This is a genomic window from Klebsiella sp. G-Nf4 (genome assembly GCF_002810615.1).
Lineage (GTDB): Bacteria > Pseudomonadota > Gammaproteobacteria > Enterobacterales > Enterobacteriaceae > Klebsiella > Klebsiella variicola.
Window position 1 is genome coordinate 131,695 of the sequence record NZ_PION01000007.1, and the last position, 25,751, is coordinate 157,445.

At 57.5% G+C, this 25,751-nt stretch carries 27 protein-coding genes and 2 pseudogenes; 17 read left to right on the forward strand and 12 right to left on the reverse strand.

What is annotated here, in order from left to right; all coding sequences use genetic code 11:
* Positions 1-11: 11 nt before the first annotated feature.
* The 3 genes and pseudogenes from maeB to CWM57_RS15690 form a co-directional block, all read left to right on the forward strand.
* Positions 12-2,291, forward strand: a complete 2,280-nt coding sequence (maeB, locus tag CWM57_RS15680) for an NADP-dependent oxaloacetate-decarboxylating malate dehydrogenase (protein WP_008803844.1) — start codon at positions 12-14, stop codon at positions 2,289-2,291.
* Between the two features lie 75 nt (positions 2,292-2,366).
* A pseudogene (locus CWM57_RS15685) lies at positions 2,367-2,579 on the forward strand (BMC domain-containing protein); the annotation flags it as partial.
* A pseudogene (locus CWM57_RS15690) lies at positions 2,572-2,811 on the forward strand (helix-turn-helix domain-containing protein); the annotation flags it as partial. The pseudogenes CWM57_RS15685 and CWM57_RS15690, both read left to right, overlap by 8 nt.
* 43 nt (positions 2,812-2,854) lie before the next feature.
* Here the strand turns inward: CWM57_RS15690 and hemF are convergent.
* Both hemF and amiA read right to left on the reverse strand, forming a co-directional pair.
* Complete coding sequence (gene hemF / locus CWM57_RS15695) at positions 2,855-3,754, reverse strand: oxygen-dependent coproporphyrinogen oxidase (protein ID WP_074387898.1); 900 nt, start codon at positions 3,752-3,754, stop codon at positions 2,855-2,857.
* A complete protein-coding gene (amiA, locus tag CWM57_RS15700; protein ID WP_008803861.1) occupies positions 3,754-4,626 on the reverse strand; it encodes an N-acetylmuramoyl-L-alanine amidase AmiA in 873 nt (290 codons plus the stop codon). Before amiA ends, hemF begins: the two co-directional genes overlap by 1 nt.
* A 211-nt stretch (positions 4,627-4,837) precedes the next feature.
* Here amiA and CWM57_RS15705 point away from each other — a divergent pair, with 211 nt between their 5' ends.
* The 4 genes from CWM57_RS15705 (at position 4,838) to CWM57_RS15720 (ending at position 7,330) form a co-directional block, all read left to right on the forward strand.
* Entirely contained in the window at positions 4,838-5,263 is a 426-nt protein-coding gene (locus CWM57_RS15705; protein ID WP_002913637.1) for a GNAT family acetyltransferase, read from the forward strand.
* A complete protein-coding gene (locus CWM57_RS15710; protein ID WP_061153720.1) occupies positions 5,250-5,699 on the forward strand; it encodes a DUF2919 domain-containing protein in 450 nt (149 codons plus the stop codon). The genes CWM57_RS15705 and CWM57_RS15710 overlap by 14 nt, the downstream gene beginning before the upstream one ends.
* Positions 5,700-5,760: 61 nt before the next feature.
* On the forward strand, positions 5,761-6,336 hold the full coding sequence (locus CWM57_RS15715) for an RpoE-regulated lipoprotein (RefSeq protein ID WP_008803863.1): 576 nt from the start codon (positions 5,761-5,763) through the stop codon (positions 6,334-6,336).
* A 94-nt stretch (positions 6,337-6,430) separates the two neighbouring features.
* Positions 6,431-7,330: a Dyp-type peroxidase gene (locus tag CWM57_RS15720; protein ID WP_061153722.1), complete on the forward strand. Its 900-nt coding sequence runs from the start codon at positions 6,431-6,433 to the stop codon at positions 7,328-7,330.
* Positions 7,331-7,418: 88 nt separating this feature from the next.
* Here the strand turns inward: CWM57_RS15720 and CWM57_RS15725 are convergent, their stop codons facing one another.
* Positions 7,419-7,706: an endonuclease domain-containing protein gene (locus CWM57_RS15725; protein ID WP_074387900.1), complete on the reverse strand. Its 288-nt coding sequence runs from the start codon at positions 7,704-7,706 to the stop codon at positions 7,419-7,421.
* 200 nt (positions 7,707-7,906) lie between these two features.
* Here CWM57_RS15725 and cysP point away from each other — a divergent pair, with 200 nt between their 5' ends.
* The 5 genes from cysP (at position 7,907) to cysM (ending at position 12,745) form a co-directional block, all read left to right on the forward strand.
* Positions 7,907-8,923 carry a thiosulfate/sulfate ABC transporter substrate-binding protein CysP gene (gene cysP, locus CWM57_RS15730; RefSeq protein WP_008803866.1) on the forward strand — a complete coding sequence of 339 codons (1,017 nt, stop codon included), beginning with the start codon at positions 7,907-7,909 and terminating at the stop codon, positions 8,921-8,923.
* Positions 8,923-9,756 (forward strand): sulfate/thiosulfate ABC transporter permease CysT, encoded by an 834-nt coding sequence (gene cysT / locus CWM57_RS15735; RefSeq protein ID WP_074387901.1) that lies wholly within the window; start codon positions 8,923-8,925, stop codon positions 9,754-9,756. Before cysP ends, cysT begins: the two co-directional genes overlap by 1 nt.
* The gene (gene cysW, locus CWM57_RS15740) at positions 9,756-10,631 is read left to right on the forward strand and encodes a sulfate/thiosulfate ABC transporter permease CysW (RefSeq protein ID WP_100676060.1); all 876 of its coding nucleotides are present in this window, start codon (positions 9,756-9,758) and stop codon (positions 10,629-10,631) included. Before cysT ends, cysW begins: the two co-directional genes overlap by 1 nt.
* The gene (gene cysA, locus CWM57_RS15745; RefSeq protein ID WP_032730874.1) at positions 10,621-11,715 is read left to right on the forward strand and encodes a sulfate/thiosulfate ABC transporter ATP-binding protein CysA; all 1,095 of its coding nucleotides are present in this window, start codon (positions 10,621-10,623) and stop codon (positions 11,713-11,715) included. The genes cysW and cysA overlap by 11 nt, the downstream gene beginning before the upstream one ends.
* Positions 11,716-11,833: 118 nt before the next feature.
* The gene (gene cysM / locus CWM57_RS15750) at positions 11,834-12,745 is read left to right on the forward strand and encodes a cysteine synthase CysM (protein ID WP_012540938.1); all 912 of its coding nucleotides are present in this window, start codon (positions 11,834-11,836) and stop codon (positions 12,743-12,745) included.
* Here cysM and CWM57_RS15755 read toward each other — a convergent pair.
* The 3 genes from CWM57_RS15755 to ptsJ all read right to left on the reverse strand — a co-directional run bounded on the left by CWM57_RS15755 (position 12,742) and on the right by ptsJ (position 15,006).
* On the reverse strand, positions 12,742-13,137 hold the full coding sequence (locus tag CWM57_RS15755) for a YybH family protein (RefSeq protein ID WP_061153727.1): 396 nt from the start codon (positions 13,135-13,137) through the stop codon (positions 12,742-12,744). The genes cysM and CWM57_RS15755 overlap by 4 nt on opposite strands.
* A 22-nt stretch (positions 13,138-13,159) precedes the next feature.
* Positions 13,160-13,534 carry a YfeK family protein gene (locus CWM57_RS15760; protein WP_100676061.1) on the reverse strand — a complete coding sequence of 125 codons (375 nt, stop codon included), beginning with the start codon at positions 13,532-13,534 and terminating at the stop codon, positions 13,160-13,162.
* 173 nt (positions 13,535-13,707) lie between these two features.
* Entirely contained in the window at positions 13,708-15,006 is a 1,299-nt protein-coding gene (gene ptsJ, locus CWM57_RS15765; protein ID WP_074387904.1) for a transcriptional regulator PtsJ, read from the reverse strand.
* A gap of 82 nt (positions 15,007-15,088) precedes the next feature.
* Here ptsJ and pdxK point away from each other — a divergent pair, with 82 nt between their 5' ends.
* Positions 15,089-15,955 (forward strand): pyridoxine/pyridoxal/pyridoxamine kinase, encoded by an 867-nt coding sequence (gene pdxK / locus CWM57_RS15770; protein ID WP_074387905.1) that lies wholly within the window; start codon positions 15,089-15,091, stop codon positions 15,953-15,955.
* Positions 15,952-16,191 carry a hypothetical protein gene (locus tag CWM57_RS15775; protein WP_012540941.1) on the forward strand — a complete coding sequence of 80 codons (240 nt, stop codon included), beginning with the start codon at positions 15,952-15,954 and terminating at the stop codon, positions 16,189-16,191. The genes pdxK and CWM57_RS15775 overlap by 4 nt, the downstream gene beginning before the upstream one ends.
* 41 nt (positions 16,192-16,232) lie before the next feature.
* Here CWM57_RS15775 and crr read toward each other — a convergent pair whose 3' ends face one another.
* The 5 genes from crr to cysZ form a co-directional block, all read right to left on the reverse strand.
* Positions 16,233-16,742 carry a PTS glucose transporter subunit IIA gene (gene crr, locus CWM57_RS15780; RefSeq protein ID WP_008803873.1) on the reverse strand — a complete coding sequence of 170 codons (510 nt, stop codon included), beginning with the start codon at positions 16,740-16,742 and terminating at the stop codon, positions 16,233-16,235.
* Positions 16,743-16,784: 42 nt separating this feature from the next.
* Positions 16,785-18,512 carry a phosphoenolpyruvate-protein phosphotransferase PtsI gene (gene ptsI, locus CWM57_RS15785; protein ID WP_061153731.1) on the reverse strand — a complete coding sequence of 576 codons (1,728 nt, stop codon included), beginning with the start codon at positions 18,510-18,512 and terminating at the stop codon, positions 16,785-16,787.
* A gap of 44 nt (positions 18,513-18,556) precedes the next feature.
* Positions 18,557-18,814, reverse strand: a complete 258-nt coding sequence (gene ptsH / locus CWM57_RS15790) for a phosphocarrier protein Hpr (protein ID WP_002913505.1) — start codon at positions 18,812-18,814, stop codon at positions 18,557-18,559.
* A gap of 380 nt (positions 18,815-19,194) precedes the next feature.
* Positions 19,195-20,166 carry a cysteine synthase A gene (gene cysK, locus CWM57_RS15795; protein ID WP_012967478.1) on the reverse strand — a complete coding sequence of 324 codons (972 nt, stop codon included), beginning with the start codon at positions 20,164-20,166 and terminating at the stop codon, positions 19,195-19,197.
* A gap of 174 nt (positions 20,167-20,340) precedes the next feature.
* Positions 20,341-21,102, reverse strand: coding sequence for a sulfate transporter CysZ (gene cysZ / locus CWM57_RS15800; RefSeq protein WP_061153732.1), 762 nt, complete (start codon positions 21,100-21,102; stop codon positions 20,341-20,343).
* 230 nt (positions 21,103-21,332) lie between these two features.
* Between cysZ and zipA the strand changes: the two genes are divergently transcribed.
* The 3 genes from zipA to CWM57_RS15815 all read left to right on the forward strand — a co-directional run bounded on the left by zipA (position 21,333) and on the right by CWM57_RS15815 (position 24,687).
* Positions 21,333-22,382 (forward strand): cell division protein ZipA, encoded by a 1,050-nt coding sequence (zipA, locus tag CWM57_RS15805; protein ID WP_064171320.1) that lies wholly within the window; start codon positions 21,333-21,335, stop codon positions 22,380-22,382.
* 69 nt (positions 22,383-22,451) lie between these two features.
* Positions 22,452-24,467 carry an NAD-dependent DNA ligase LigA gene (gene ligA / locus CWM57_RS15810; protein ID WP_100676062.1) on the forward strand — a complete coding sequence of 672 codons (2,016 nt, stop codon included), beginning with the start codon at positions 22,452-22,454 and terminating at the stop codon, positions 24,465-24,467.
* A gap of 1 nt (position 24,468) precedes the next feature.
* The gene (locus CWM57_RS15815; protein WP_002913440.1) at positions 24,469-24,687 is read left to right on the forward strand and encodes a DUF3820 family protein; all 219 of its coding nucleotides are present in this window, start codon (positions 24,469-24,471) and stop codon (positions 24,685-24,687) included.
* On the opposite strand, the gene CWM57_RS15820 is transcribed toward CWM57_RS15815, so the two are convergent.
* The gene (locus CWM57_RS15820; RefSeq protein WP_074387906.1) at positions 24,684-25,682 is read right to left on the reverse strand and encodes a bile acid:sodium symporter family protein; all 999 of its coding nucleotides are present in this window, start codon (positions 25,680-25,682) and stop codon (positions 24,684-24,686) included. The two genes, CWM57_RS15815 and CWM57_RS15820, sit on opposite strands and share 4 nt — an antisense overlap.
* Positions 25,683-25,751: the final 69 nt, after the last annotated feature.

The window sequence follows — 25,751 nt, forward strand, 5'->3', positions numbered from 1 at the left end:
AGGAATATAAAATGGATGAGCAGTTAAAACAGAGCGCCCTCGACTTCCACGAATTTCCGGTTCCCGGAAAAATCCAGGTCTCGCCGACCAAACCTCTCGCCACCCAGCGCGATCTGGCGCTGGCCTACTCGCCGGGCGTCGCGGCCCCCTGTCTGGAAATCGAAAAAGATCCGCTGGCGGCCTACAAATACACCGCCCGCGGCAACCTGGTGGCGGTCGTCTCCAACGGCACCGCGGTGCTGGGGCTGGGCAATATCGGCGCGCTGGCCGGCAAGCCGGTGATGGAGGGTAAAGGCGTCCTGTTTAAGAAATTCGCCGGCATCGATGTGTTTGATATCGAAGTCGATGAGCTGGACCCGGACAAATTCATTAACGTCGTCGCCGCCCTCGAGCCGACCTTCGGCGGTATCAACCTGGAAGATATTAAAGCGCCGGAGTGTTTCTACATCGAGCAGCAGCTGCGCGAGCGCATGAATATTCCGGTTTTCCATGACGATCAGCACGGCACGGCGATCATCAGCACCGCGGCGATCCTCAACGGCCTGCGCGTCGTCGAGAAGAACCTGTCCGACGTGCGGATGGTGGTCTCCGGCGCGGGCGCGGCGGCTATCGCCTGCATGAACCTGCTGGTGGCGCTGGGCATGCAAAAGCACAACATCGTGGTCTGCGATTCGAAAGGCGTCATCTACAAAGACCGTGAGCCTAACATGGCGGAAACCAAAGCCGCCTACGCGGTTGAAGACGACGGCAAACGCACGCTCGACGATGTGATCGACGGCGCGGACATTTTCCTCGGCTGCTCTGGTCCGAAAGTGCTGACCCCGGAGATGGTGAAGAAGATGGCGCGTGCGCCGCTGATCCTCGCTCTGGCTAACCCGGAGCCGGAAATTCTGCCGCCGCTGGCGAAGCAGGTCCGCGATGACGCCATCATCTGTACCGGCCGCTCCGACTATCCTAACCAGGTCAACAACGTGCTCTGCTTCCCGTTCATCTTCCGCGGCGCGCTGGACGTCGGCGCGACGGCGATCAACGAAGAGATGAAGCTGGCGGCGGTGCATGCCATTGCCGAGCTGGCCCATGCCGAGCAGAGTGAAGTGGTGGCCTCTGCCTACGGCGATCAGGATTTAAGCTTTGGCCCTGATTACATCATTCCGAAACCGTTCGACCCGCGGCTGATCGTCAAAATCGCCCCCGCGGTGGCGAAGGCGGCGATGGACTCCGGCGTGGCAACGCGCCCGATCGCCGATTTTGACGCCTATATCGAGAAGCTGAGCGAGTTCGTCTATAAAACCAACCTGTTTATGAAGCCTATCTTCTCTCAGGCGCGCAAAGAGCCGAAGCGCGTGGTGCTGGCGGAAGGGGAGGAGACCCGGGTGCTCCACGCCACTCAGGAGCTGGTGTCGCTGGGGCTGGCCAAACCGATTCTGGTGGGGCGCCCGAGCGTGATTGAAATGCGCATCCAGAAGCTGGGTCTGCAGATCAAGGCCGGCGTTGACTTTGAGATCGTCAATAATGAATCCGACCCGCGGTTTAAAGAGTACTGGAGCGAGTACTACCAGCTGATGAAGCGCCGCGGCATTACCCAGGAGCAGGCGCAGCGGGCGGTGATTAGCAACACCACGGTGATTGGCGCCATCATGGTTCATCGCGGTGAAGCGGATGCGATGATCTGCGGAACTATCGGCGAGTACCACGACCACTACCGCGTGGTGCAGCCGCTGTTTGGCTATCGCGATGGCGTCAGCACCGCCGGGGCGATGAATGCGCTGCTGCTGCCGAGCGGCAACACCTTTATCGCTGACACCTATGTGAATCACGATCCCTCGCCGGAAGAGCTGGCGGAGATCACCCTGATGGCGGCGGAAAGCGTGCGTCGCTTCGGTATTGAGCCGCGGGTGGCATTGCTGTCGCACTCCAACTTTGGTTCCGCCGACTGCCCGTCAGCCAGCAAGATGCGCAAAACCCTTGAACTGGTGAAGGCGAGCGCCCCGGAGCTGATGATCGATGGCGAAATGCATGGCGACGCCGCGCTGGTGGAAAGCATCCGCAACGATCGCATGCCGGACAGCCCGCTGAAGGGGTCGGCCAATATTCTGGTGATGCCGAATATGGAAGCCGCCCGTATCAGCTACAACCTGCTGCGCGTCTCCAGTTCGGAAGGGGTGACCGTCGGGCCAGTGCTGATGGGGGTGGCGAAGCCGGTGCATATTCTGACGCCGATCGCCTCCGTACGCCGCATTGTGAATATGGTGGCGCTGGCCGTTGTCGAAGCGCAAACCGAACCGCTGTAATCTCTTTTTTTCATGTTAATGCGCGGAGAGTTTTCCGCGCACAATATCAGGCAGGCCGGCGAGTAAAAACGCTGAGCCTGCCTTTTTAATCCGCCGCTGGAGGCGACGTTCGGCATCGATGCGGCGATGAAGTCGTCCGACGTTCGGCTGGTGACCTACGTCCCGCCGCCGTCGGAAACCAACTGTTCGGCCGCCTTTTTGACGGGAAGCCCGGCGGCCTGTAAAGCCGCCTGCAACGCCTTTACCGATGCCGTTCTCGATATTGCCCGTCATCCTGTTCAGCGTGCAAAACGCCTTCCATGCGATTCTGGGGATTGGCCCCAACGCCTGGCTCAAACGGATCCGTCTGAACGCCGTACGCCGGGAGCTGATAAGTCCCTGGTCAGAGCGGGAGACGGTCAAGGAGGCGGCCATGCAGTGGGGATTCTGGCATCTGGGGCAGTTCGCCACCGACTACCAGCAGCTGTTTGCTGAGAAACCGTCGATGACGCTGCACCATCGCCTGCGCCAGTGGGTGTGAGCGAAGCGACGCCGCTGCCGGGTGGCCAGCCGCCATCCGGCCGTTACAGCCAGTCGCGCACCTGAATAAATTCGCTCAGCGCCGCCTCGGGGCTGCCGGGCTCGGGCTGATAATCATATTCCCAGCGCACCAGCGGCGGCATCGACATCAGAATCGACTCCGTACGCCCGCCGGTCTGCAGGCCGAACAGGGTGCCGCGGTCCCAGACCAGATTGAACTCGACGTAGCGGCCGCGGCGATAGAGCTGAAAGTGGCGCTCGCGCTCGCCGAACGGCGTGGCTTTCCGGCGTTCGACGATGGGTAAATAGGCGTCAGCATAGCCGTTACCAACCGCCTGCATAAAGGCGAAGCAATGGTCAAAATCCGGGGTGTTCAGGTCGTCAAAGAACAGACCGCCGATACCGCGCTGCTCCTGGCGGTGCTTCAGATAGAAGTAATCATCGCACCATTTTTTATAGCGCGGATAGACGGCTTCGCCGAACGGCAGACACAGATCGCGGGCGGTACGATGCCAGTGGACGGCATCCTCTTCAAAGCCGTAGTAGGGGGTTAAATCAAAACCGCCGCCGAACCACCACACCGGGTCGGCGCCAGGTTTTTCGGCAATGAAGAACCGCACGTTGGCATGGCTGGTGGGCACATAGGGGTTCAGCGGATGAACCACCAGCGAGACGCCCATGGCTTCAAAGCTGCGTCCCGCCAGCTCCGGGCGATGGGCGGTTGCCGAGGCGGGCATCGCATCGCCATGGACGTGAGAGAAGTTAACCCCGGCCTGTTCGAACACGTTGCCGTCGCGCAACACCCGGCTGCGCCCGCCGCCACCGCCTTCGCGCTGCCAGGCGTCTTCAATAAACGGTGCGCCATCGACAGCGCTCAGCTGCTGGCAAAGGCTGTCCTGGAGCTGGAGCAGAAAGGTTTTAACCTGCGCGGCATCGGGTTTCATTAACGTCTCTTCGAATGGGCTTTCTGGTTATCGAACCAGTGGAAATAACTGATAATGCCGTTGGCAATCGCGGTGGCGATTTTCTGCCGGAAAGCGGTGGTGCCGAGCAGTTTCTCCTCGTTTGGGTTAGTGATAAACGAGGTTTCCACCAGCACGGACGGAATGGAAGGCGACTTCAGCACCACGAACGCCGCCTGCTCGGTATTGCGGCTGTGCAGCTTATGCACCGGTTTGATCTTTTTCAGGATATGCGAGCCCAGCGTCAGGCTGTTTTTAATGGTGTCGGTCTGCACCAGATCGAACAGCACCTGCTGTAGCAGATGATCTTTATCGGTCGCTTTCTTACCGGCAACTTCATCGGCGCGGTTTTCGCGATCGGAGAGGTATTTTGCCATGGCGCTACTGGCGCCGCGGTTTGACAGCGCAAACACCGAGGCGCCGGCGGCGCTCGGGTTGGTGAAGCCGTCGGCATGGATCGACATAAACAGATCGGCGCCGTGCTGATGGGCAATCTCCACGCGGTCGTACAGCGGGATAAAGGTATCGCCGGTGCGGGTCAGGCGGGCGTCGATGCCGTTGCTGCGCAAAATGCTGCGCACGTTCTTAGCGATCGCTAGCACCACATGCTTCTCTTTCGAACCGTTATGGCCGATAGCCCCGGTGTCGATACCGCCGTGGCCCGGATCGAGCATCACAACGCGGCGGGCGCCGGCCTTTTTAGCGGCGGGTTTGCTGTGTCCATTTGATGTTTTCAGTGGCTGCTCTTTTGCGCTGACCTGCGCGGCGACGCCGCTCAGCGTCATCGCAGCCAGCCCGGCTTTCAGCACCTGACGGCGCGAAGCAAGTATTTTTAAGGGTTTAAAAGTGCTCATTCGGCCTGAATTGTAAACAAGTGATGTCCAATGTTATATCGTATCGCGTTTGCCGTTACGACCATTCAAAATAAGAATTGTTTTACTTTTCATTTCAATACATGACAAAGTCATATTATGCCATTTTTTGCCGCTGATTTCGCCTGATATTGGCTATCAGTTATATTCGCGCCATAATCACTGTTTTTAACCGTCAATGGTGGGGAATACCATGGAGATTCGCGTTTTTCGCCAGCAGGATTTTGAAGAGGTTGTGACGCTGTGGGAGCGCTGCGATCTGCTGCGCCCGTGGAACGATCCGGAGATGGATATTGAGCGCAAGCTGAATCATGACGTCAGCCTGTTTCTGGTGGCGGAAGTGAATGGCGAAGTGGTCGGCACGGTGATGGGCGGATATGACGGTCATCGCGGATCGGCCTATTATCTCGGCGTCCATCCGGAATATCGTGGCCGGGGTATCGCGAACGCGCTGCTCAACCGGCTCGAGAAAAAGCTCATTGCCCGCGGCTGCCCGAAAATCAACATTATGGTCCGTGAAGACAACGACGTGGTGCAGGGAATGTATGAGCGGCTGGGCTATGAATACGCCGATGTCCTGACCCTGGGCAAGCGCCTGATCGAAGATGAAGAATACTGAGTTTATCCCCGCCGATTTTGATGCCCATGGCCGTCTGCGCCTGCCTTTGCTCTTCTGGTGCGTGCTGTTGTTGCAGGCGCGCACGTGGGTGCTGTTTTTGATGGCCGGCGCATCGCGCCAGCAGGGCGACGCGATTCTTAATCTGTTCTATCCCGATCACGACCGCTTCTGGCTCGGTTTACTCCCCGGCGTGCCGGCGGTGCTGGCCTTTTTGCTTAGCGGCTATCGTCAGCGCCTGCCGCGCGTGTGGCGGGCGATGCGCTGGCTGCTGGTGCTATCGCAAGTGCTGCTGTTGCTGTGGCAGCCGATGCTATGGCTGAGCGGCGAATCTCCCTCCTCGCTAACTATCGGGCTGCTGGTGGCGGATGGTTATGCCCTGTGGTGGCTGTTAACCAGCCGTCGCCTGGGCGCCTGTTTTCGCCAGACCACCTTTTAAGGGCACTTTTTGCCGATCGTGAACTCCAACATGCGTTGAATGACTCAGAAAGGATTGTGATATGAAATCGCTACGTTTAATGCTCTGTGCGCTTCCGCTGGCGCTGACCGGCTGCTCCACGATGAGCGCAGTCAACTGGTCGGCGGCCTATCCGTGGAACTGGTTTGGCGCTTCCACCGAGGTGACCGAGCAGGGAGTGGGTAAACTGACGGCCTCCACGCCGCTCAATGAACAGGCTATTAGCGATGCGCTGGGGAGCGACTACCGTTTACGCAGCGGGATGAAGACCGATAAGGGCAATATCGTCCACTATTTTGAAGCGCTGAAAGACAACAGCGTGGCGCTGACCATCAATGGCGACAACGGTACCATCAGCCGGATTGACGTGCGTGATGCCGAAATCAAAACCGCCAGCGGCGTGAAAATTGGCACACCGTTTAGCGACCTGTACAGCAAAGCCTTCGGCAACTGCCAGAAAGGCAGCAATGACAATGGCGCGGTCGTCGAGTGTCAGGCCGAGGGGAGCCAGCATATCAGCTATGCCTTTACCGGCCACTGGAGCGGCCCGGACGAGCTGATGCCCTCCGACGATACCCTGAAAAACTGGAAGGTTAGCAAAATTATCTGGCGTCGCTAAATTGATCTGAAGAGACACGACAGCCCTGAAAAACGGTTACAATGGCGCGTTAGCAACGCGACAGCGTTGCGGTTGCATCATTTCAGGAGGAGCGATGTCTCAGGTTCAGAGCGGCATTTTGCCGGAACATTGCCGCGCGGCGATTTGGATTGAAGCCAATGTCAAAGGGGACGTTAACGCCCTGCGCGAAGCGAGCAAAAATTTTGTTGATAACGTAGCCACCTTCCAGGCTAAATTCCCCGACGCCAAACTCGGGGCGGTGGTGGCGTTCGGCAATAACGTCTGGCGTCAGCTGAGCGGCGGCGAAGGGGCGGAAGAGTTAAAAGATTTTCCGGTCTACGGCAAAGGGCTGGCGCCGTCCACCCAGTATGACCTGCTGATTCATATTTTATCCGCCCGCCATGAAGTTAACTTCTCGGTAGCGCAGGCCGCGATGGCCGCCTTTGGCGATGCTATCGACGTGAAAGAAGAGATCCACGGTTTCCGTTGGGTGGAAGAACGTGACCTCAGCGGCTTCGTCGACGGCACTGAAAACCCGGCGGGGGAAGAAACCCGCCGCGAAGTGGCGGTCATTAAAGACGGTGTGGACGCGGGCGGCAGCTACGTGTTTGTCCAGCGCTGGGAGCATAATCTCAAACAGCTGAACCGCATGAGCGTACCGGATCAGGAGATGATGATCGGCCGTACCAAAGAAGCCAACGAAGAGATCGATGGCGACGAGCGTCCGGTCACCTCGCACCTGAGCCGCGTTGACTTAAAAGAAGATGGCAAAGGACTGAAAATCGTCCGTCAGAGCCTGCCGTACGGCACGGCCAGCGGCACTAACGGTCTCTACTTCTGTGCCTACTGCGCGCGCCTGTATAACATTGAGCAGCAGCTGCTGAGCATGTTTGGCGATACCGACGGTAAACGCGACGCGATGCTGCGCTTCACCAAACCGGTGACCGGCGGTTATTACTTCGCGCCGTCGCTGGAGCGTATCCAGGCGCTGTAATTTCCCCCCTCACCCTAACCCTCTCCCCAAGGGGAGAGGGAGCCGTTCGGTGCGGTTATGGAATCGGCATACGGACTCTCTCTCTCCTTCAGGGCGAGGGGCGGGGTGAGGGCATTGGCGACTCAAGCGCTTCAAGTATTCTCTGCATCACCGCATCTTCATACTCTTCAAACTCATTATTCCAGAAGCGTAAAACCCGCCATCCCTGGCTCTGTAGCCAGCGGGTGCGGCGAACATCGTAGTCGCGCCTCTCATCATGCTGACCGCCGTCGAGCTCAATCACCAGGCGTCGTGCGCAGCAGGCGAAATCGAGAATACAGGGGCCAACGGGATGCTGGCGGCGCAACTGCCGGGTGTACTTTGTGCTGTTTTCCATTAACAAAGTGTGCCACTCTGTTCACACCTTGTCCGATTCCATCACCTTATTTGCGAGCCGCTTTCAGCAAAGCTTTGCCAGTTGCTTATTCTCTTTTCGACTTCCAAATCGCCAAACGGTATATAAAACCGTTACTCCTTTCGTACCCGTTATAAATATGATGATCATCAGAAAATGTTCAACGTTGATAAGGGTGCGCAATGGCCGTTAAATCACTGAAAAAAGGATATCTGGCGCTGGCGGCTTCCATGCTGCTGGCCGCGCAGGCGCAGGCGACGGAGCTGCTGAACAGCTCCTATGATGTCTCCCGCGAGCTGTTTGCCGCCCTTAACCCGCCTTTTGAGCAGCAGTGGGCGAAGGACAATGGCGGGGACACGCTGACGATTAAGCAGTCGCATGCCGGCTCATCCAAGCAGGCGCTGGCTATTTTGCAGGGCCTGAAGGCGGACGTGGTCACATACAACCAAGTGACGGACGTGCAGATCCTGCATGACAAGGGCAACCTGATCCCGGCCGACTGGCAAAGCCGCCTGCCGAACAACAGCTCACCGTTCTATTCGACGATGGGTTTCCTGGTGCGTAAAGGCAACCCGAAAAACATTCATGACTGGAACGATCTGGTTCGCTCTGACGTCAAGCTGATCTTCCCGAACCCGAAAACCTCGGGTAACGCCCGATACACCTACCTGGCGGCATGGGGCGCGGCGGATAAAGCCGATGGCGGCGATAAAGCCAAAACCGAACAGTTTATGACCCAGTTTCTGAAGAACGTCGAAGTCTTTGATACCGGCGGACGCGGGGCGACCACCACTTTTGCTGAACGCGGCCTGGGCGATGTGCTGATTAGCTTCGAATCGGAAGTGAACAATATTCGTAAGCAATATGAGGCGCAGGGATTTGAAGTGGTGATCCCGAAAACCAACATTCTGGCGGAGTTCCCGGTGGCCTGGGTGGATAAAAACGTCAAAGCCAATGGCACGGAAAAGGCGGCGAAAGCCTATCTAAACTGGCTCTACAGCCCGCAGGCGCAGACCATCATTACCGACTACTACTACCGGGTAAACAACCCGAAAGTGATGGACGCCCTGAAGGATAAATTCCCGCAGACCGAGCTGTTCCGCGTAGAGGATAAGTTTGGCTCCTGGCCTGAGGTGATGAAAACCCACTTCGCCAGCGGCGGCGAACTGGACAAACTGCTGGCGGCGGGGCGTAAGTAATGTTTGCTGTGTCGTCCAAGCGCGTGCTGCCGGGCTTTACCCTGAGCCTCGGCACCAGCCTGCTGTTTGTCTGTCTGATTTTGTTATTACCGCTCAGCGCGCTGGTGATGCAGCTGGCGCAGATGAGCTGGGCGCAATACTGGGATGTGATCACCAATCCGCAGGTGGTGGCGGCCTATAAGGTGACGCTGCTGTCGGCGTTTGTGGCCTCGATTTTTAACGGCGTCTTTGGTCTGCTGATGGCCTGGATCCTCACTCGCTATCGTTTTCCGGGCCGCACGCTGCTGGATGCCTTAATGGACCTGCCGTTTGCGCTGCCGACGGCGGTGGCCGGCCTGACGCTGGCTTCGCTGTTTTCCGTTAACGGAATTTACGGTGAATGGCTGGCGAAGTTCGATATTAAAGTGACCTATACCTGGCTCGGCATCGCCGTGGCGATGGCCTTCACCAGCATCCCGTTCGTGGTACGTACCGTGCAGCCGGTGCTGGAAGAGTTGGGGCCCGAGTATGAGGAAGCGGCGGAAACGCTGGGCGCGACGCGCATGCAGAGCTTTCGCAAAGTGGTGCTGCCGGAGCTGTCGCCGGCGCTGCTGGCGGGTATTGCCCTGTCGTTTACCCGTAGCCTCGGCGAATTCGGCGCGGTGATTTTTATCGCTGGCAACATCGCGTGGAAGACAGAGGTGACCTCGCTGATGATCTTTATTCGTCTGCAGGAGTTTGACTATCCGGCGGCGAGCGCGATTGCCTCGGTGATCCTTGCCGCCTCATTGCTGCTGCTGTTTTCCATCAATACCCTGCAGAGTCGCTTTGGTCGACGCGTGGTAGGTCACTAATGGCGGAAGTTACTCAATTGAAACGCTACGACGCGCCCCGCATCAACTGGGGGAAATGGTTTCTGATTGGTGTCGGGATGGTGGTCTCCGCCTTCATCCTCGTGGTGCCGATGCTCTATATTTTTATCCAGGCCTTCAGCAAAGGGCTGATGCCGGTGCTGGATAACCTGGCCAACCCGGACATGCTGCATGCCATCTGGCTGACGGTGATGATTGCGTTAATTACCGTCCCGGTGAACCTGGTGTTCGGTACGCTGCTGGCCTGGCTGGTGACACGTTTTACCTTCCCCGGCCGCCAGCTGCTGCTGACGTTACTGGATATCCCGTTCGCCGTCTCGCCGGTGGTGGCCGGTCTGGTGTATCTGCTGTTTTATGGCTCTAACGGCCCGCTGGGCGGCTGGCTGGATGCGCATAACCTGCAGATCATGTTCGCCTGGCCGGGCATGGTGCTGGCGACCATCTTTGTCACCTGTCCGTTTGTGGTGCGCGAGCTGGTGCCGGTGATGATGAGCCAGGGCAGTCATGAAGATGAAGCTGCGGTGCTGCTGGGCGCTTCCGGCTGGCAGATGTTCCGTCGGGTGACGTTGCCGAATATTCGCTGGGCGCTGCTGTACGGCGTGGTGTTGACCAACGCCCGCGCTATCGGCGAATTTGGCGCGGTGTCGGTAGTCTCCGGTTCGATTCGTGGAGAAACGCTGTCGCTGCCGCTGCAAATTGAACTACTGGAGCAGGATTACAATACCGTTGGCTCGTTTACCGCTGCGGCCCTGCTGACGTTAATGGCTATTCTGACCCTGTTTTTAAAGAGTATGTTGCAATGGCGTCTGGCCAATCAGAAAGAACGCGCGCAACAGGAGGGAAATCATGAGCATTGAGATTGCCAATATTAAGAAATCGTTTGGTCGCACCCAGGTGCTGAATGATATCTCGCTGGATATCCCTTCCGGACAAATGGTTGCGCTACTGGGGCCCTCGGGCTCCGGAAAAACTACCCTGCTGCGGATTATCGCCGGGCTGGAGCATCAGACCAGCGGTCATATCCGCTTCCACGGCACCGATGTCAGCCGGATGCACGCCCGCGACCGTAAAGTGGGCTTCGTTTTCCAGCACTATGCGCTGTTCCGCCATATGACGGTGTTCGATAACATCGCCTTTGGCCTGACCGTGCTGCCGCGCCGCGAACGCCCCAATGCGGCGGCGATTAAAGCCAAAGTGACCAAACTGCTGGAGATGGTGCAGCTGTCCCACCTGGCGGAACGTTACCCGGCGCAGCTGTCCGGCGGCCAGAAGCAGCGCGTGGCGCTGGCGCGCGCCCTGGCGGTGGAGCCGCAAATTCTGTTGCTGGATGAACCCTTCGGCGCGCTGGATGCGCAGGTGCGTAAAGAGCTGCGCCGCTGGCTGCGTCAGCTGCATGAAGAGTTAAAATTTACCAGCGTGTTCGTCACCCACGATCAGGAAGAGGCGCTGGAAGTTGCTGACCGGGTGGTGGTGATGAGTCAGGGCAACATTGAACAAGCCGATGCCCCGGAGCGCGTGTGGCGTGAACCGTCGACCCGTTTCGTACTGGAGTTTATGGGCGAAGTAAACCGCCTGCAGGGCATTATCCGCGGTGGACAGTTCCACGTTGGCGCGCACCGCTGGCCGTTAGGCTATACCCCGACATATCAGGGGCCGGTGGATCTGTTCCTGCGTCCGTGGGAAGTGGACATCAGCCGCCGGACCAGCCTGGATTCCCCGCTGCCGGTGCAGGTGCTGGAAGCCAGCCCGAAAGGGCACTACACCCAATTAGTTGTCCAGCCCCTGGGGTGGTATGACGAACCGCTGAGCGTGGTGCTGGCGGGCGATGAGGCGCCGTCACGCGGCGAACGCCTGTTCGTTGGCCTGCAAAACGCGCGTTTGTATAACGGTACCGAGCGTATCGAGCCGCGCGGCGAGCTTGCTCTGGCGGAGTCGGCCTGATAGCTTATTGAGCAGGTCTATCGCCCGGTAAGGCTACGCTTTCCGGGCCTGGAATTTTTACGCGTCTTGTAGGCCGGGTAAGCGAAGCGCCACCCGGCTTTTTTATTGAGTAAAAATCGTGAATACACTCGAACACACCATCGGCAATACCCCTCTGGTCAAGCTTCAGCGTCTGGGTCCGGACAACGGCAGTGAAGTTTGGGTCAAACTCGAAGGCAATAATCCGGCCGGCTCGGTGAAAGACCGCGCCGCGCTGTCAATGATCGTCGAAGCGGAAAAGCGCGGCGAAATTCAGCCCGGCGACGTGCTGATCGAAGCGACCAGCGGTAACACCGGTATTGCGCTGGCGATGATCGCCGCGCTGAAAGGCTATCATATGAAGCTGCTGATGCCCGACAACATGAGCCAGGAGCGCCGGGCTGCGATGCGTGCCTACGGCGCCGAGCTGATCCTGGTCACTAAAGAGCAGGGAATGGAGGGGGCCCGCGACCTGGCCCTCGAGATGGCGCAGCGTGGAGAGGGCAAACTGCTCGATCAGTTTAACAACCCGGATAACCCCTACGCCCACTACACCACCACCGGGCCGGAAATCTGGCAGCAGACCGCGGGGCGTATCACCCACTTTGTCTCCAGCATGGGGACCACCGGCACCATTACCGGCGTATCGCGCTTTTTGCGCGAACAGAGTAAACCGGTGGCCATTGTCGGCCTGCAGCCGGAAGAGGGCAGCAGTATTCCCGGGATCCGTCGCTGGCCGGCAGAGTATATGCCGGGGATCTTTAACGCTTCGCTGGTGGATGCGGTGCTGGATATTCATCAGCAGGATGCCGAGAACACCATGCGTCAGCTGGCGGTACGGGAAGGCATTTTCTGCGGGGTCAGTTCAGGCGGGGCGGTGGCGGGCGCGTTACGCATTGCCCGCGAAAATCCTGGCGCGGTGGTGGTGGCTATCGTCTGCGATCGCGGCGATCGCTACCTCTCCACCGGCGTGTTCGGCGAGGAACACTTCAGCCAGGGGGCAGGGATCTAAGCATCGAGCAGGTCGGTGCCGTAGGAGTTATCGACGGTGCACAGCCAGCGCTCGCCCTGTTTCTGAAAGACATAGGTGGCGCGCCGCGTAACCTGGGATATCCCGTCCGCCGTCGGGATATCCAGCCGGGTCTCCATAATCACCAGCGCGTTGCCGCCGCCTTCAATAACCTCCATTTTCCCCTGAGTCACCACCAGTCGGTGCTGGAAATAGTCGGCAATGGCGATAAAGGCTTTGCGGATATTCTCTTTCCCTCTGACCACCATGCCCGGTTTGACGACCAGTGCGGCGTCTTCTGCGTAATAGGCCATCAGGGTATCGTAATCTTCCTGCGAGATAGCGCGGTCGCAGGCTTCAATGACCGCTTTCAGTGCCAGGTCAGTGTGATGCATCTCTGGTGCTCCTTCTTGTGAGCTATTTGTCCGCCACCGGGACTGTTTTATCCGTCCGGGCGAGCAGGGTATGCAGGTAAGACTGCGCCTGTTGATCGTTTTCCCCGGGGATCCTGACGATATAGGGCTTGCCGGTGATAGACGACGATGATGCCACCTTATCAATAAATTGTTCTGCAGTATCGATACGGTTCCGTGTATTGCTTAATTTCAGCCGCAGATGTGCCACCGCCTCTTCACAACTGTGGGGATCGCCATTGCGCATGAAGGTCAGCTCGTGTTTTTGCGCGAGAGCGTCCAGCATCGCATTGATGCGCGCTTGCTGGTAGGCATTGAGTTTGGCAATGACGGGAAAAGAGAGTAACAGCGCCATGACCGCGCAGAGTAGGTTTTTCATTTTGCGTCCCTTCCTGATTGGGTTGTCCGGTAAAGTCTACTCTCTTCGCGCCAGGCAAATTTCGCTTTCAGAAAAGCGCCTGTTTCCGGTTATTTTTCCGTCAATTTGTCTGAGGACGTCCATCACTCACCGATGTGGTCGGCGGGTCAACATGCCGAATGATAAGGCCTGCGTCAGGGTTGGTTTAAGACCAGCGCAATATCGGCCGCCAGGCGGGAAATCTCAGCGTCACTCAGACGGCCCAGCGACAGGCGCAACCCGTGCGCAGGCGTCCGGACACCAAATACTTCCCCCTCGCGCACCAGCCAGCCGGCGCGGGCCAGGCGTAAGGCGTAGGGCTGGCTCGCCGCTGGCAACGGCAGCCAGAAATTGAGGCCATCGCCTGGCGTAGCATGGCTGTAGCCGTGCCGGGCCAGCGCCGCCGCCAGTTTCTCATTCTGCTGGCGATAGTGACGACGGGTCTCCGTCATCGAGGCGATAAACGCCTCATCGGTCAGACACGCCAGCGTCAGGTCCTGCAGCAGATGGCTGACCCACTGGCTGCCGGCGTTAAGCCGCAGGCGCAGCGCCGCTGAGGTATCGGCATCGCTGGCGATAAAGGCCAGCCGCAGGTCTGGCCCGAGGGTTTTTGACATTGAGCGCACCAGCGCCCAGCGTTGCGTGCTTGCAGGAAGAGGGGAGTACCATGGCGTGGCCGACAGCAGGGCAAAATGGTCATCGACGATCGCCAGCACCTGCGGATAGCGGGCCAGCACCTCCCGCAGGGCATGCGCCCGATTTTCGGTCAGACTACAGCCGGTAGGATTGTGCGCGCGTGGGGTTAAGATCACCGCCCGCGCGCCGTTGCGTAACGCCTCCTCCAGGCCGTCAGGATCCATCCCCTCAGCATCCACCGCCACCGGGCAGGGGGTAAAGCCGGCGTAACGCACCATATTGATGCTGCTGAGAAAACAGGGATCTTCGACCACCACGCTGTCGCCGGGCAGCAGCAGAGCGCACAGCAGACGCTCCAGGGCGTCAATCGCTCCGCTGGCGAGATTCACCGCAAAGGGAACCGCTATCTCTTTGGCAAACCACGCTTCGGCCCATTGACCAAGCCGCGGCTCGATGGGAGCATCGCCATACAGGCGTGGTGTGCGGGCAAGCTGGCCCAGATAATGGGTTAATTCAGGCAGTCTGGCGGGGTCCGGGTTGCCGCTGGAGATATCGTTCAGCGGCGTCGTTGGGTCACCGCCCTCCAGCGCCGGTAGCGGATCCCGTGCTTTAATGGCCGTGCCGTTCCGTCCCTGGCTGACGGCCAGCCCGGAGGTGACCAGCCGTTTATAGGCGGCGGCGACGGTATTGCGATTCACCTCCAGCTGGCTGGCGAGCTCGCGTACCGGCGGCAGAACCTCTCCGGGCCGCAACCCGCCGCTCTGCACCAGATGGCGGATATGATCGAAGATATCGCTGGCGGTTTTTCCGGCAAACATTATTGACCTATGACAAAATGAAATTTAGCATAGGACGAATCATAATCAGTGCGTGACCCGCTGTCCAGCGGGGGGAGAAAAGATGGGCCAGCAAGATGACATACAATCAGTGCTCTTTCACGACAAAAGCCGGGCGTCGGAAGTCGATATCGTCGCCGTGCAGTCGCAGGTAGTCTATGGCAGCGTTGGCAACAGCATCGCGGTTCCGGCGATTAAACAGCACGGTTTGCGCGTGCTGGCGGTGCCGACGGTACTGTTCAGCAATACGCCCCATTATGAGACGTTCTATGGCGGCATTATCCCGGAGGAGTGGTTTGTCGGGTATCTGCAGGCGCTGGAGGAGCGCGACGCGTTGCGTGAACTGCGTGCGGTGACCACCGGCTATATGGGCAACGCCGTGCAAATCGAACGTCTGGCGCAGTGGCTGACGCGGGTGCGGGCCCGCCATCCCGGGCTGTGCATTCTGGTGGATCCGGTCATCGGCGATGTCGACAGCGGCATCTACGTTAAGGCTGAGATCCCGGACGCCTATCGTCAGCATCTTCTGCCACTGGCGCAAGGGATCACCCCCAATCTGTTTGAGCTGGAGACGCTGAGCGGCAGGCGCTGTCGCAATCAGCAGGAGGCGGTCGCCGCGGCGCGAAGCCTGCTGTCAGATACCCTGAAATGGGTGGTGATCACCAGCGCGCCGGGAGAGGCGCGTTCGACGATAAATGTGCTGGTGGTGACGGCCGATGCGGTGGAGGTGGTGACCCACCCACGGGTGGAAACGGACTTAAAGGGAACAGGCGATTTGTTCTGTGCAGAGCTGGTGAGCGGTCTGCTCACCGGCCTGGCGCTGGGGGCAGCGACGCAGGCTGCCGCCCGGCGCGTGCTGGAGGTCATGAACTGGACTGCCGCACAGGGGTGTGACGAACTGATCCTGCCGCCACGGGAGAAAAACAGATGAAAAGCTATCGGTTAGTGATTCGCCAACAGGGGCGCATTGTCGGTCATTTTGATACCACAGGGGAGGCGGCGCTGGAGGATGCCTGCGTGGCGCGGTCGCTGTTCGGCCTGGCCGGAGGGTACCAGTGCGATCTGCTGGTCTCTGACAGTGAGCGTCGTATTCTGGAGAGCACGCCGGAGGGATTGCGCATTTTGTCCCGGGAGAAATGCTATCAGCCGGTGACCAGCGCGATATAAAAAAAATGGCGCCTTTCGGCGCCATTTTTATGCAGCAAGCATTACTTCTTGATGCGGATAACCGGGGTTTCACCCACAGTCACGCTACCGGACAGTTTGATCAGTTCTTTGATCTCGTCCATGTTGGAGATAACCACCGGAGTCAGGGTAGACTTGGCTTTCTCTTCCAGCAGCGGCAGATCGAATTCGATAACCGGGTCACCGACTTTCACGCGCTGGCCTTCTTCAGCGATACGCTTGAAGCCTTCGCCTTTCAGTTCAACGGTATCAATACCGAAGTGAACGAACAGCTCGATGCCGCTATCAGATTCAATAGAGAACGCATGGTTGGTTTCGAAAATTTTACCAATGGTACCGTCTACCGGCGCGACCATTTTGTTGCCGGTCGGTTTGATGGCAATCCCATCGCCCACAATTTTTTCCGCAAAAACCACATCCGGCACGTCTTCGATGTTGACGATCTCACCGGAGAGGGGAGCAATAATCTCAATAGTTCCGGTGTCTTTCTTGTCATCAGAAACCAGAGATTTCAATTTATCAAACAAACCCATGATCTTCTCCTAAGCAGTAATTTGGGCCGCGCATCTCTTGGATTAGCAGATTGTTTTTTCTTCAATGAACTTGTTAACCAGCGTCATTAACTCGTCCGTTGTCGGTTGAGCAAGAGCCTGCTCTGCTAATACTTTCGCATCTTCGAAGTTCGTATTACGAATAATCTTCTTGATGCGCGGGATGGAAATGGCGCTCATAGAGAATTCGTCCAGCCCCATACCCAGCAACAGAAGTGTAGCACGTTCATCGCCCGCAAGCTCACCGCACATGCCAGTCCATTTACCTTCAGCGTGAGAAGCATCAATAACTTGCTTAATCAGATTCAGTACAGACGGTGACATCGGCTGGTAAAGATGTGAAATCATATCATTACCACGGTCAACTGCCAGAGTATATTGCGTTAAATCATTGGTGCCGATACTAAAGAAATCAACTTCTTTGGCCAGATGACGAGCAATGGTCGCCGCAGCCGGTGTTTCCACCATCACGCCGATCTCAATGGATTCGTCAAATGCTTTACCTTCGTCACGCAGTTCCTGTTTGTAGATTTCGATCTCTTTCTTCAGCGCACGCACTTCTTCAACAGAGATGATCATCGGGAACATAATGCGCAGTTTACCGAAAGCGGAGGCACGCAGGATGGCGCGCACCTGATCGCGCAGGATCTCTTTACGATCCATCGCGATACGCACGGCACGCCAGCCGAGGAACGGGTTCTCTTCTTTCGGGAAGTTCATGTACGGCAGCTCTTTGTCGCCGCCAATGTCCATGGTACGCACGATAACAGCCTGAGAGCCACAGGCTTCAGCCACCGCTTTATAGGCCGCAAACTGCTCTTCTTCAGTTGGCAGCGCGTCACGGTCCATGAACAGGAATTCAGTACGATAGAGGCCTACGCCTTCGGCGCCGTTGCGCTCAGCACCTTCGACATCGCGAACGGTACCAATGTTGGCGCAGACTTCAACCTGATGGCCGTCGAGGGTAATCGCCGGCAGATCTTTCAGTTTCGCCAGTTCGGCTTTTTCTTCCGCAACCTGAGCCTGCAGATTACGCAGCGCTTCAATTTGCTCGTTAGACGGGTTGACCAGAACCTGGTTGTTCACCGCGTCGAGAATCAGATAGTCGCCGTTTTTCACCTGCGCCGTGATGCCGCCGGTGCCCACGATGGCCGGCAGTTCCAGGGAACGCGCCATGATGGAGGTGTGAGAGGTACGGCCGCCCGCGTCGGTGATGAAGCCCAGCACTTTTTTCAGGTTCAGCTGTGCGGTTTCAGACGGGGTCAGATCGGCGGCGACGAGGATGACTTCATCCTGAATCGCGCTCAGATCGATAATCGACAGACCAAGGATGTTGCGCAGCAGGCGCTTACCGATGTCACGTACGTCAGCCGCACGTTCTTTCAGGTATTCATCGTCCAGCTCTTCCAGGGCAGTGGCCTGACCTTCGATAACTTCATTGGCTGCCGCGTCGGCAGTCATGTGCTTATCTTTAATCAGGGCTATGATTTCCTGCTCAAGCTCCTCATCTTCCAGCAGCATGATATGCCCTTCGAAGATGGCTTCTTTTTCTTCACCGAAAGTTTCACCAGCTTTGGTTTTGATGACCTCCAGCTGGGCGGAGGCCTTGGCGCGGCCGCTCAGGAAACGTTCGACTTCCTGATCAACCTTATCGGCAGAAATTTTCTTCCGGTCGATGACAATTTCATCTTCCTTCAGCAGCAGTGCTTTGCCGAAGGCGATACCCGGGGATGCTAAAATGCCTGAAATCATAACCCTACCTTACTTGTGACTGATATGAAAAAGAACCCGTGAACTTACTCGAGTTCAGCCATCAGTTTAACCAGATGCTCAACAGCTTTCTGCTCATCTTCGCCTTCAGCGGAGAGGGTCACTACGGTGCCCTGGGTCAGGCCCAGAGTCTGCAGTTTGAACAGGCTTTTGGCGCTGGCGCTTTTGCCGTTGGAGGTTACAGTGATCTCAGAAGTGAAGCCTTTAGCTTCTTTAACAAACTGAGCAGCAGGGCGGGTGTGCAGACCGTTCGGAGCGGTAATGGTAACTTCTTGCTGGAACATTATATTTCCCCAACTTATAGGTTTAGTGTTGTGGACCTAAAGTCTAGTCTAACGACTCGACTTTAGCCTGTATTGTTAGCGCCGGCGTTACGTTTCCGGCCTTGGCGTCGGCAGCGCCTGGCGCTGCGAAGACCTGCGGGCCATTGACGTCTAGCACGTCATTAAACATTATGCCGCGAAAGGAAGACTTGAACCAAATCATAAAATCGATTCAGCTGGCGGAAATCCTCTTCTGAATAATTTCGCGCATCAAAATAAATGTGCTGGTTAAATACCAGACCCTACGAGGTGAATCAATGCCAGGAGGGGTAAAACTTTGACGTATGCCACAAAAAAGCACCTGAAAAGGTGCTTTTTTACACATTATTTACAAGCTGGCACTACTGTTGCAGTTCTTTCTCAGTGAAGAGATCGGCAAATAGCGCGGTGCTTAAATAACGCTCACCAGAGGAAGGCAGGATAACCACAATATTCTTATTGGTAAAGGCCTCATCTTGCTGCAGCTTCAGCGCGGCGGCAACGGCGGCCCCGGAAGAGATACCCGCCAGGATGCCTTCTTCTTCCATCAGACGGCGCGCCGTGGAGATAGCTTCCTCGTTGGTAATGCCGATCACTTTGTCCACCAGCTTCAGATCCAGGTTGCCAGGAATGAAGCCGGCGCCGATACCCTGAATTTTGTGCGGACCCGGCTTGAGCTCTTCACCTGCCAGCGCCTGGGAGATGACCGGCGAATCGGTCGGTTCGACCGCGACGGTGATCAGATCTTTTTTGCCCTTGGTGTTTTTAATGTAGCGGCTGACGCCGGTTAGCGTACCGCCGGTGCCTACGCCAGAGATAAAGACATCCACCTGACCATCGGTGTCTTCCCAGATTTCCGGGCCAGTGGTCTTTTCGTGGATTTCCGGGTTAGCCGGGTTGCTGAACTGCTGCAGCAGCAGGAATTTTTCCGGGTTGCTGGCGACGATCTCTTCCGCTTTCTGAATGGCGCCTTTCATGCCTTTTGCGCCTTCGGTCAGTACCAGGTTGGCGCCCAGCGCTTTCAGCAGCTTGCGGCGCTCGATGCTCATGGTTTCCGGCATGGTTAGCGTTAGCTTGTAACCACGGGCCGCCGCCACGTAGGCGAGGGCGATACCGGTGTTGCCGCTGGTCGGTTCGACCAGTTCCACGCCAGGTTTCAGAACGCCGCGCTTTTCAGCATCCCAGATCATATTGGCGCCGATACGGCATTTTACGCTAAAGCTCGGGTTACGAGATTCTACCTTTGCCAGGATACGGCCGTTACCAATGCGGTTCAGTCGTACCAGCGGCGTGTGACCGATAGTCAGGGAGTTGTCTTCAAAAATCTTACTCATGGCCCGTCCTTAACTGTATGAAATTTGGGGGTACGGCATCAGCATACCCGCTTAAAGAATATGCGGAAGTAAGGATTTAGCATATCTATATGCGGAAGGGAAATAATGATAAGCAAGAAGGAATAAGCGAGATATAAGGAGCGGCCTCAGCCGCTCCCGGGCAGACGCGTGACGCTACTTCCAGACCGCGTGCTTATCGCGATAGCAATCGACCCACATCGCGGTGGCGCCGCAGATGGCCACCGGCAGGATCACCAGGTTTAACACCGGGATCATGGTAAACAGGCTGGTGAGCGCCCCAAACTGCATATTTATCACTTTGCGGCTGCGCAGCGCTTCGCGCATGGTCTTGAAGGGGACCTTGTGATTATCAAAGGGATAATCGCAGTATTGAATCGCGAGCATCCATGCGCTGAACAGGAACCAGAGTACCGGCGCGACGGTCTGCCCCACGCCGGGAATAAAGTAGAGCAGCAACAGCACGATGGCGCGGGGCAGGTACCAGGCCAGCTTCTGCCACTCACGCTTCATGATGCGCGGAATATCCTTCATGATGCCAAAGACGCCGACGTCCGGCGGGGTGGCGCCAGTCAGACGCGCTTCCAGCTGTTCCGCCAGCAGGCCGCTGAACGGCGCAGCTATCCAGTTGGCGATAGTCGAAAAGAAGTAACCAAACACCAGCAGAATCGAGAGCACCACCACCGGCCACAGCAGGTAGTTAAGCCACTGCAGCCAGTCCGGCACATGGCTCATCAGCGACGGGATCCAACTGTCGAGACGGGTAAACAGCCACCAGAAGGCTCCGCCCATCAGCAGCACGTTAACCAGCAAAGGCAAAAAGACATAACGCCGTATGCCCGGCAGCCCGATGAGTTTCCAGCCCTGCGAAAAATAATAAACGCCGCTACGCGGGGTCGGTGCGGATGATGAAACCATAGCCAGGCAATGCTCCTTTTTTAACATCCAGTGTGAATGCTCGCTTATTTTATCGGGTCGCCAGACAATAACCAGTTAGGAAATGTTCGAAAAAACAGCAAAAAGCACGATTTAGTTCATCTTTATGTGGTGAAAGCCACCGACGCACTTGCACTTGAGGTAATCGGCAAATACTCTTAGTGAGTAAATGTTTGCCGTGGTGGCAAGGTGTTAGAACAACAGAGAATATAATGATGCAGGATTTGCGTCTGATATTAATCATTGTTGGCGCGATCGCCATAATCGCTTTACTGGTACATGGTTTCTGGACCAGCCGTAAAGAACGTTCTTCGATGTTTCGCGATCGCCCACTGAAACGTATGAAGTCGCGCGACGATGAGTCGGAAAACGAAGACTTTGATGATAATGTTGAAGGCGTAGGTGAAGTCCGCGTTCATCCGGTCACTCACGCCCCGCACGGCGCGCATGGGGAGCATGAAGCCCCTCGTCAGGCGCCGCAGCACCAGTACCAGCCGCCTTACGAGCGCCAGATGCAGCAGCCTGTGCGTCCTGAAGAACCGGTTCGCCAGCCGCAGCAATCGCCGCGTCAGGCCCCGGTTCAACCGCAGGGACAGCAGCCTGCGCCGCATGTGGCTGCGCAGCCTGGCTGGCAACAGCCGCAGCCCGCGCAGCCGCCCGTGCAACCCCAACATCAGCCGCAGCCCGTTGTGCAGCAGCCTGTCGCACCGCAGCCGGTGACGCCGACCGTCGCTCAGCCGCAGCCCGCTGCCCCGCAGCAGCCTGCGCCACAGCCTGTTGCCACGCCGCAGCCAGCCGTCGCCGAACCGCAGCCGGTAGAGCCGCCGCAGCCGAAAGAGCGTAAAGAGACGGTCATTGTGATGAACGTCGCCGCCCATCATGGCGCACAGCTTAACGGCGAGGTGCTGATCAACAGCATCCAGCAGGCCGGCTTCAAGTTTGGTGAAATGAATATTTTCCACCGCCATCTGAGCCCGGATGGCAGCGGTCCGGTGCTGTTCAGCCTGGCCAACATGGTGAAACCGGGGACGTTCAATCCGGACAGCATGGCGGACATGATGACCCCTGGGGTGACTATCTTTATGCAGGTCCCTTCCTACGGTGATGAACTGCAGAACTTCAAGCTGATGCTGCAGTCTGCGCAGTATATCGCCGATGAAGTGGGCGGCGTGGTGCTTGACGATCAGCGTCGCATGATGACGCCGCAAAAACTGCGTGAATACCAGGATCGTATTCGCGAAGTGAAAGACGCGAACGCCTGACGTCCCGCGTTATCTCAACTCCTTCTCAACCCCCGCCTGTCGGGGGTTTTTTATCATTGATGGTGTGATATGGAACTGATCGAACAACAACTGACTGAACTGCGAACCACGCTTCGCCATCATGAATATCTGTACCACGTTATGGACGCGCCGGAAGTGCCCGATGCGGAATATGACCGCCTGATGCGCGAGCTGCGCGCGCTGGAGAGTCAACATCCGGAGCTGATTACCCCGGACTCGCCGACTCAGCGGGTGGGGGCGGCGCCACTGATTGCCTTCAGCCAGATCCGCCATGAAGTGCCGATGCTGTCGCTGGACAACGTGTTTGATGAAGAGAGCTTTCTCGCCTTCAACAAGCGGGTACAGGATCGCCTGAAAAGCACTGACGATCTCACCTACTGCTGCGAGCTTAAGCTCGACGGCCTCGCGGTGAGTATTCTCTACGAAAACGGCGTACTGATGCAGGCCGCGACCCGCGGCGACGGTACCACCGGCGAGGATATTACCTCCAATGTGCGAACCATTCGCACTATCCCCCTCAAGCTGCATGGCGAGAATATCCCGGCACGTCTTGAGGTGCGTGGTGAGGTTTTCCTTCCCCAGGCCGGGTTTGAAAAAATCAATGAAGAAGCGCGCCGCACCGGCGGAAAAGTGTTTGCTAACCCGCGTAATGCGGCGGCGGGTTCGTTGCGCCAGCTCGATCCGCGCATCACGGCGAAGCGACCGCTTACTTTCTTCTGCTACGGCGTTGGCGTGCTGGAGGGCGGTGAGCTGCCGGCCAGCCACTCGGCCCGTTTGCAGCAGTTCAAAGCCTGGGGACTGCCGGTGAGCGATCGCGTCACCCTGTGCCATACTCCCGAGGAAGTGCTCACTTACTATCGTAAAGTCGAGGAAGATCGTCCTCATCTGGGCTTTGACATTGATGGCGTGGTGATCAAAGTCGATTCGCTGGCGCTCCAGGAGCAGTTGGGTTTCGTGGCCCGCGCGCCGCGCTGGGCCGTGGCCTTTAAGTTCCCGGCACAGGAGCAGATGACTTTCGTCCGGGATGTGGAGTTCCAGGTTGGGCGCACCGGGGCGATCACGCCAGTGGCGCGCCTGGAGCCGGTCCATGTCGCCGGCGTGCTGGTGAGCAATGCCACCCTGCATAACGCCGATGAAATCGAACGCTTAGGTCTGAAAATCGGCGACAAGGTAGTGATTCGCCGGGCAGGCGACGTGATCCCGCAGGTGGTCAATGTGGTGCTTTCCGAGCGTCCGGCGGATGCCCGGGATGTTGTCTTCCCGACCCACTGCCCGGTATGTCAGTCCGACGTTGAGCGAGTGGAAGGCGAGGCGGTAGCCCGCTGTACGGGCGGCCTTATCTGCGGCGCGCAGCGTAAAGAGTCGCTTAAGCACTTCGTCTCCCGTCGCGCGCTGGACGTTGACGGCATGGGCGACAAGATCATCGACCAGTTGGTGGAGAAAGAGTACGTCCATACTCCGGCGGATCTGTTTCGCCTGAGCGCCGGGAAACTCACCGGGCTGGATCGGATGGGGCCGAAGTCCGCGCAAAATGTGGTCAATGCTCTGGAAAAAGCCAAAGAGACGACCTTCGCACGCTTTCTCTACGCGCTGGGTATTCGCGAGGTAGGCGAAGCGACGGCGGCGGCCCTGGCGGCGCATTTCGGCACTCTTGAAGCCCTGGAGCAGGCTTCCATTGAGGAGCTGCAAAAGGTCCCTGATGTTGGCATCGTGGTTGCCACCCATACCTTCAACTTCTTTGCCGAAGAGAGCAACCGCGATGTCATCGCACAGCTGCTGGCCGAAGGCGTTCACTGGCCAGCGCCAGTCGTGGTGAAAGCGGAAGAGATTGATAGCCCGTTTGCGGGTAAAACCGTGGTCCTGACCGGCAGCCTGAGCCAGCTGTCGCGGGATGACGCCAAAGCGCGTCTCGTCGCGCTGGGGGCGAAGGTGGCAGGTAGCGTGTCGAAGAAAACTGACCTGGTAATAGCCGGCGAAGCGGCGGGTTCTAAGCTGGCGAAAGCGCAGGAGCTGGGCATTGAGGTGATTGATGAAGCCGAAATGATGCGCCTGCTGGGAGAATAACGTGGATAAAGCGCAGTTGGTTGAAATAGCCAATACCGAGATGCCGTTCGGTAAATACAAGGGACGTCGTTTAATCGATGTCCCGGAAGAGTATTTACTGTGGTTTGCGCGTAAGGATCAGTTTCCTGCCGGTCATCTCGGCGAGCTGATGGCGTTGACCCTGCTGATTAAAACCGAGGGGCTGAGCGATCTGGTTCAGCCCCTGAAGAAAGCGCGTTAAGCTTTGGCGGCGTTGGCCTTTTCCTCAGCGAGACGCGCATCGGTTTGCTGCTTGTAGCGCCGCGCCAGCACCGCGCAGACCATCAGCTGGATTTGGTGGAAGATCATCAGCGGCAGCACCATGATGCCGAGGATGGAGGTCGGGAAGAGAATATTGGCCATCGGGATGCCGTTGGCCAGACTCTTTTTCGAACCGCAAAAGACGATAGTAATCTCATCGGCTTTGTTAAAGCCGCAGCGGCGGGCGACGAACACGTTAACGGCGATGACAATGGCCAGCAGCACCAGGCTGACCACCACGATAAACAGCAGTGATCCCAGACCGACTTTATGCCAGATGCCATTCACCACCGCCTCGCTAAAGGCGGAGTAAACCACCAGCAGAATCGAGGTCTGGTCGGTCTTACCAATCCACTTCTTATGCTTCGCCACCCAGTTGCCAATCCACGGCCGCGATAAGTGACCGAGTACGAAAGGCAGCAGCAGCTGCAGCATGATTTTACCGACCTGCTCCAGGCTGCCGCCTGCGCCATGAAGGTTCATCAGGACGCCCACCAGCAGCGGTGAAACAAAGATCCCCAGCAGGCTGGAGGCCGAGGCTGAGCACACCGCCGCCGCGACGTTGCCTCCGGCCAGCGAAGTAAAGGCGATAGCGGATTGCACGGTGGCCGGCAGAATGCACAGATAGATAAAGCCGCTGTAGAGCATCGGATCGACATTCACCGGCGCCCACCAGGCAAACAGAACCCCGAGTACCGGGAAGAGTATAAAGGTGCTGCACATCACCCACAGATGCAAACGCCAGTGGCCTCCGCCGGCGATAATCGCTTCCCGGGAGAGTTTAGCGCCGTGCATAAAGAACAGCAGGGCAATGGCGGCGGTGGTCAGATGTTCAAAGAAGGGAACGAAAGCGCCACGGGCGGGGAAGAATGAGGCCAGCAGGACAACGGTGACCAGGGTTGCCGTAAACGGATCGAGAATGCGGAAAAGTTTCATAAACGCTCCTGAAAAGAGATGCGCTATTGTGCTTTTTTTCATTTGAGAAATAAAATTGATTTATTGCAT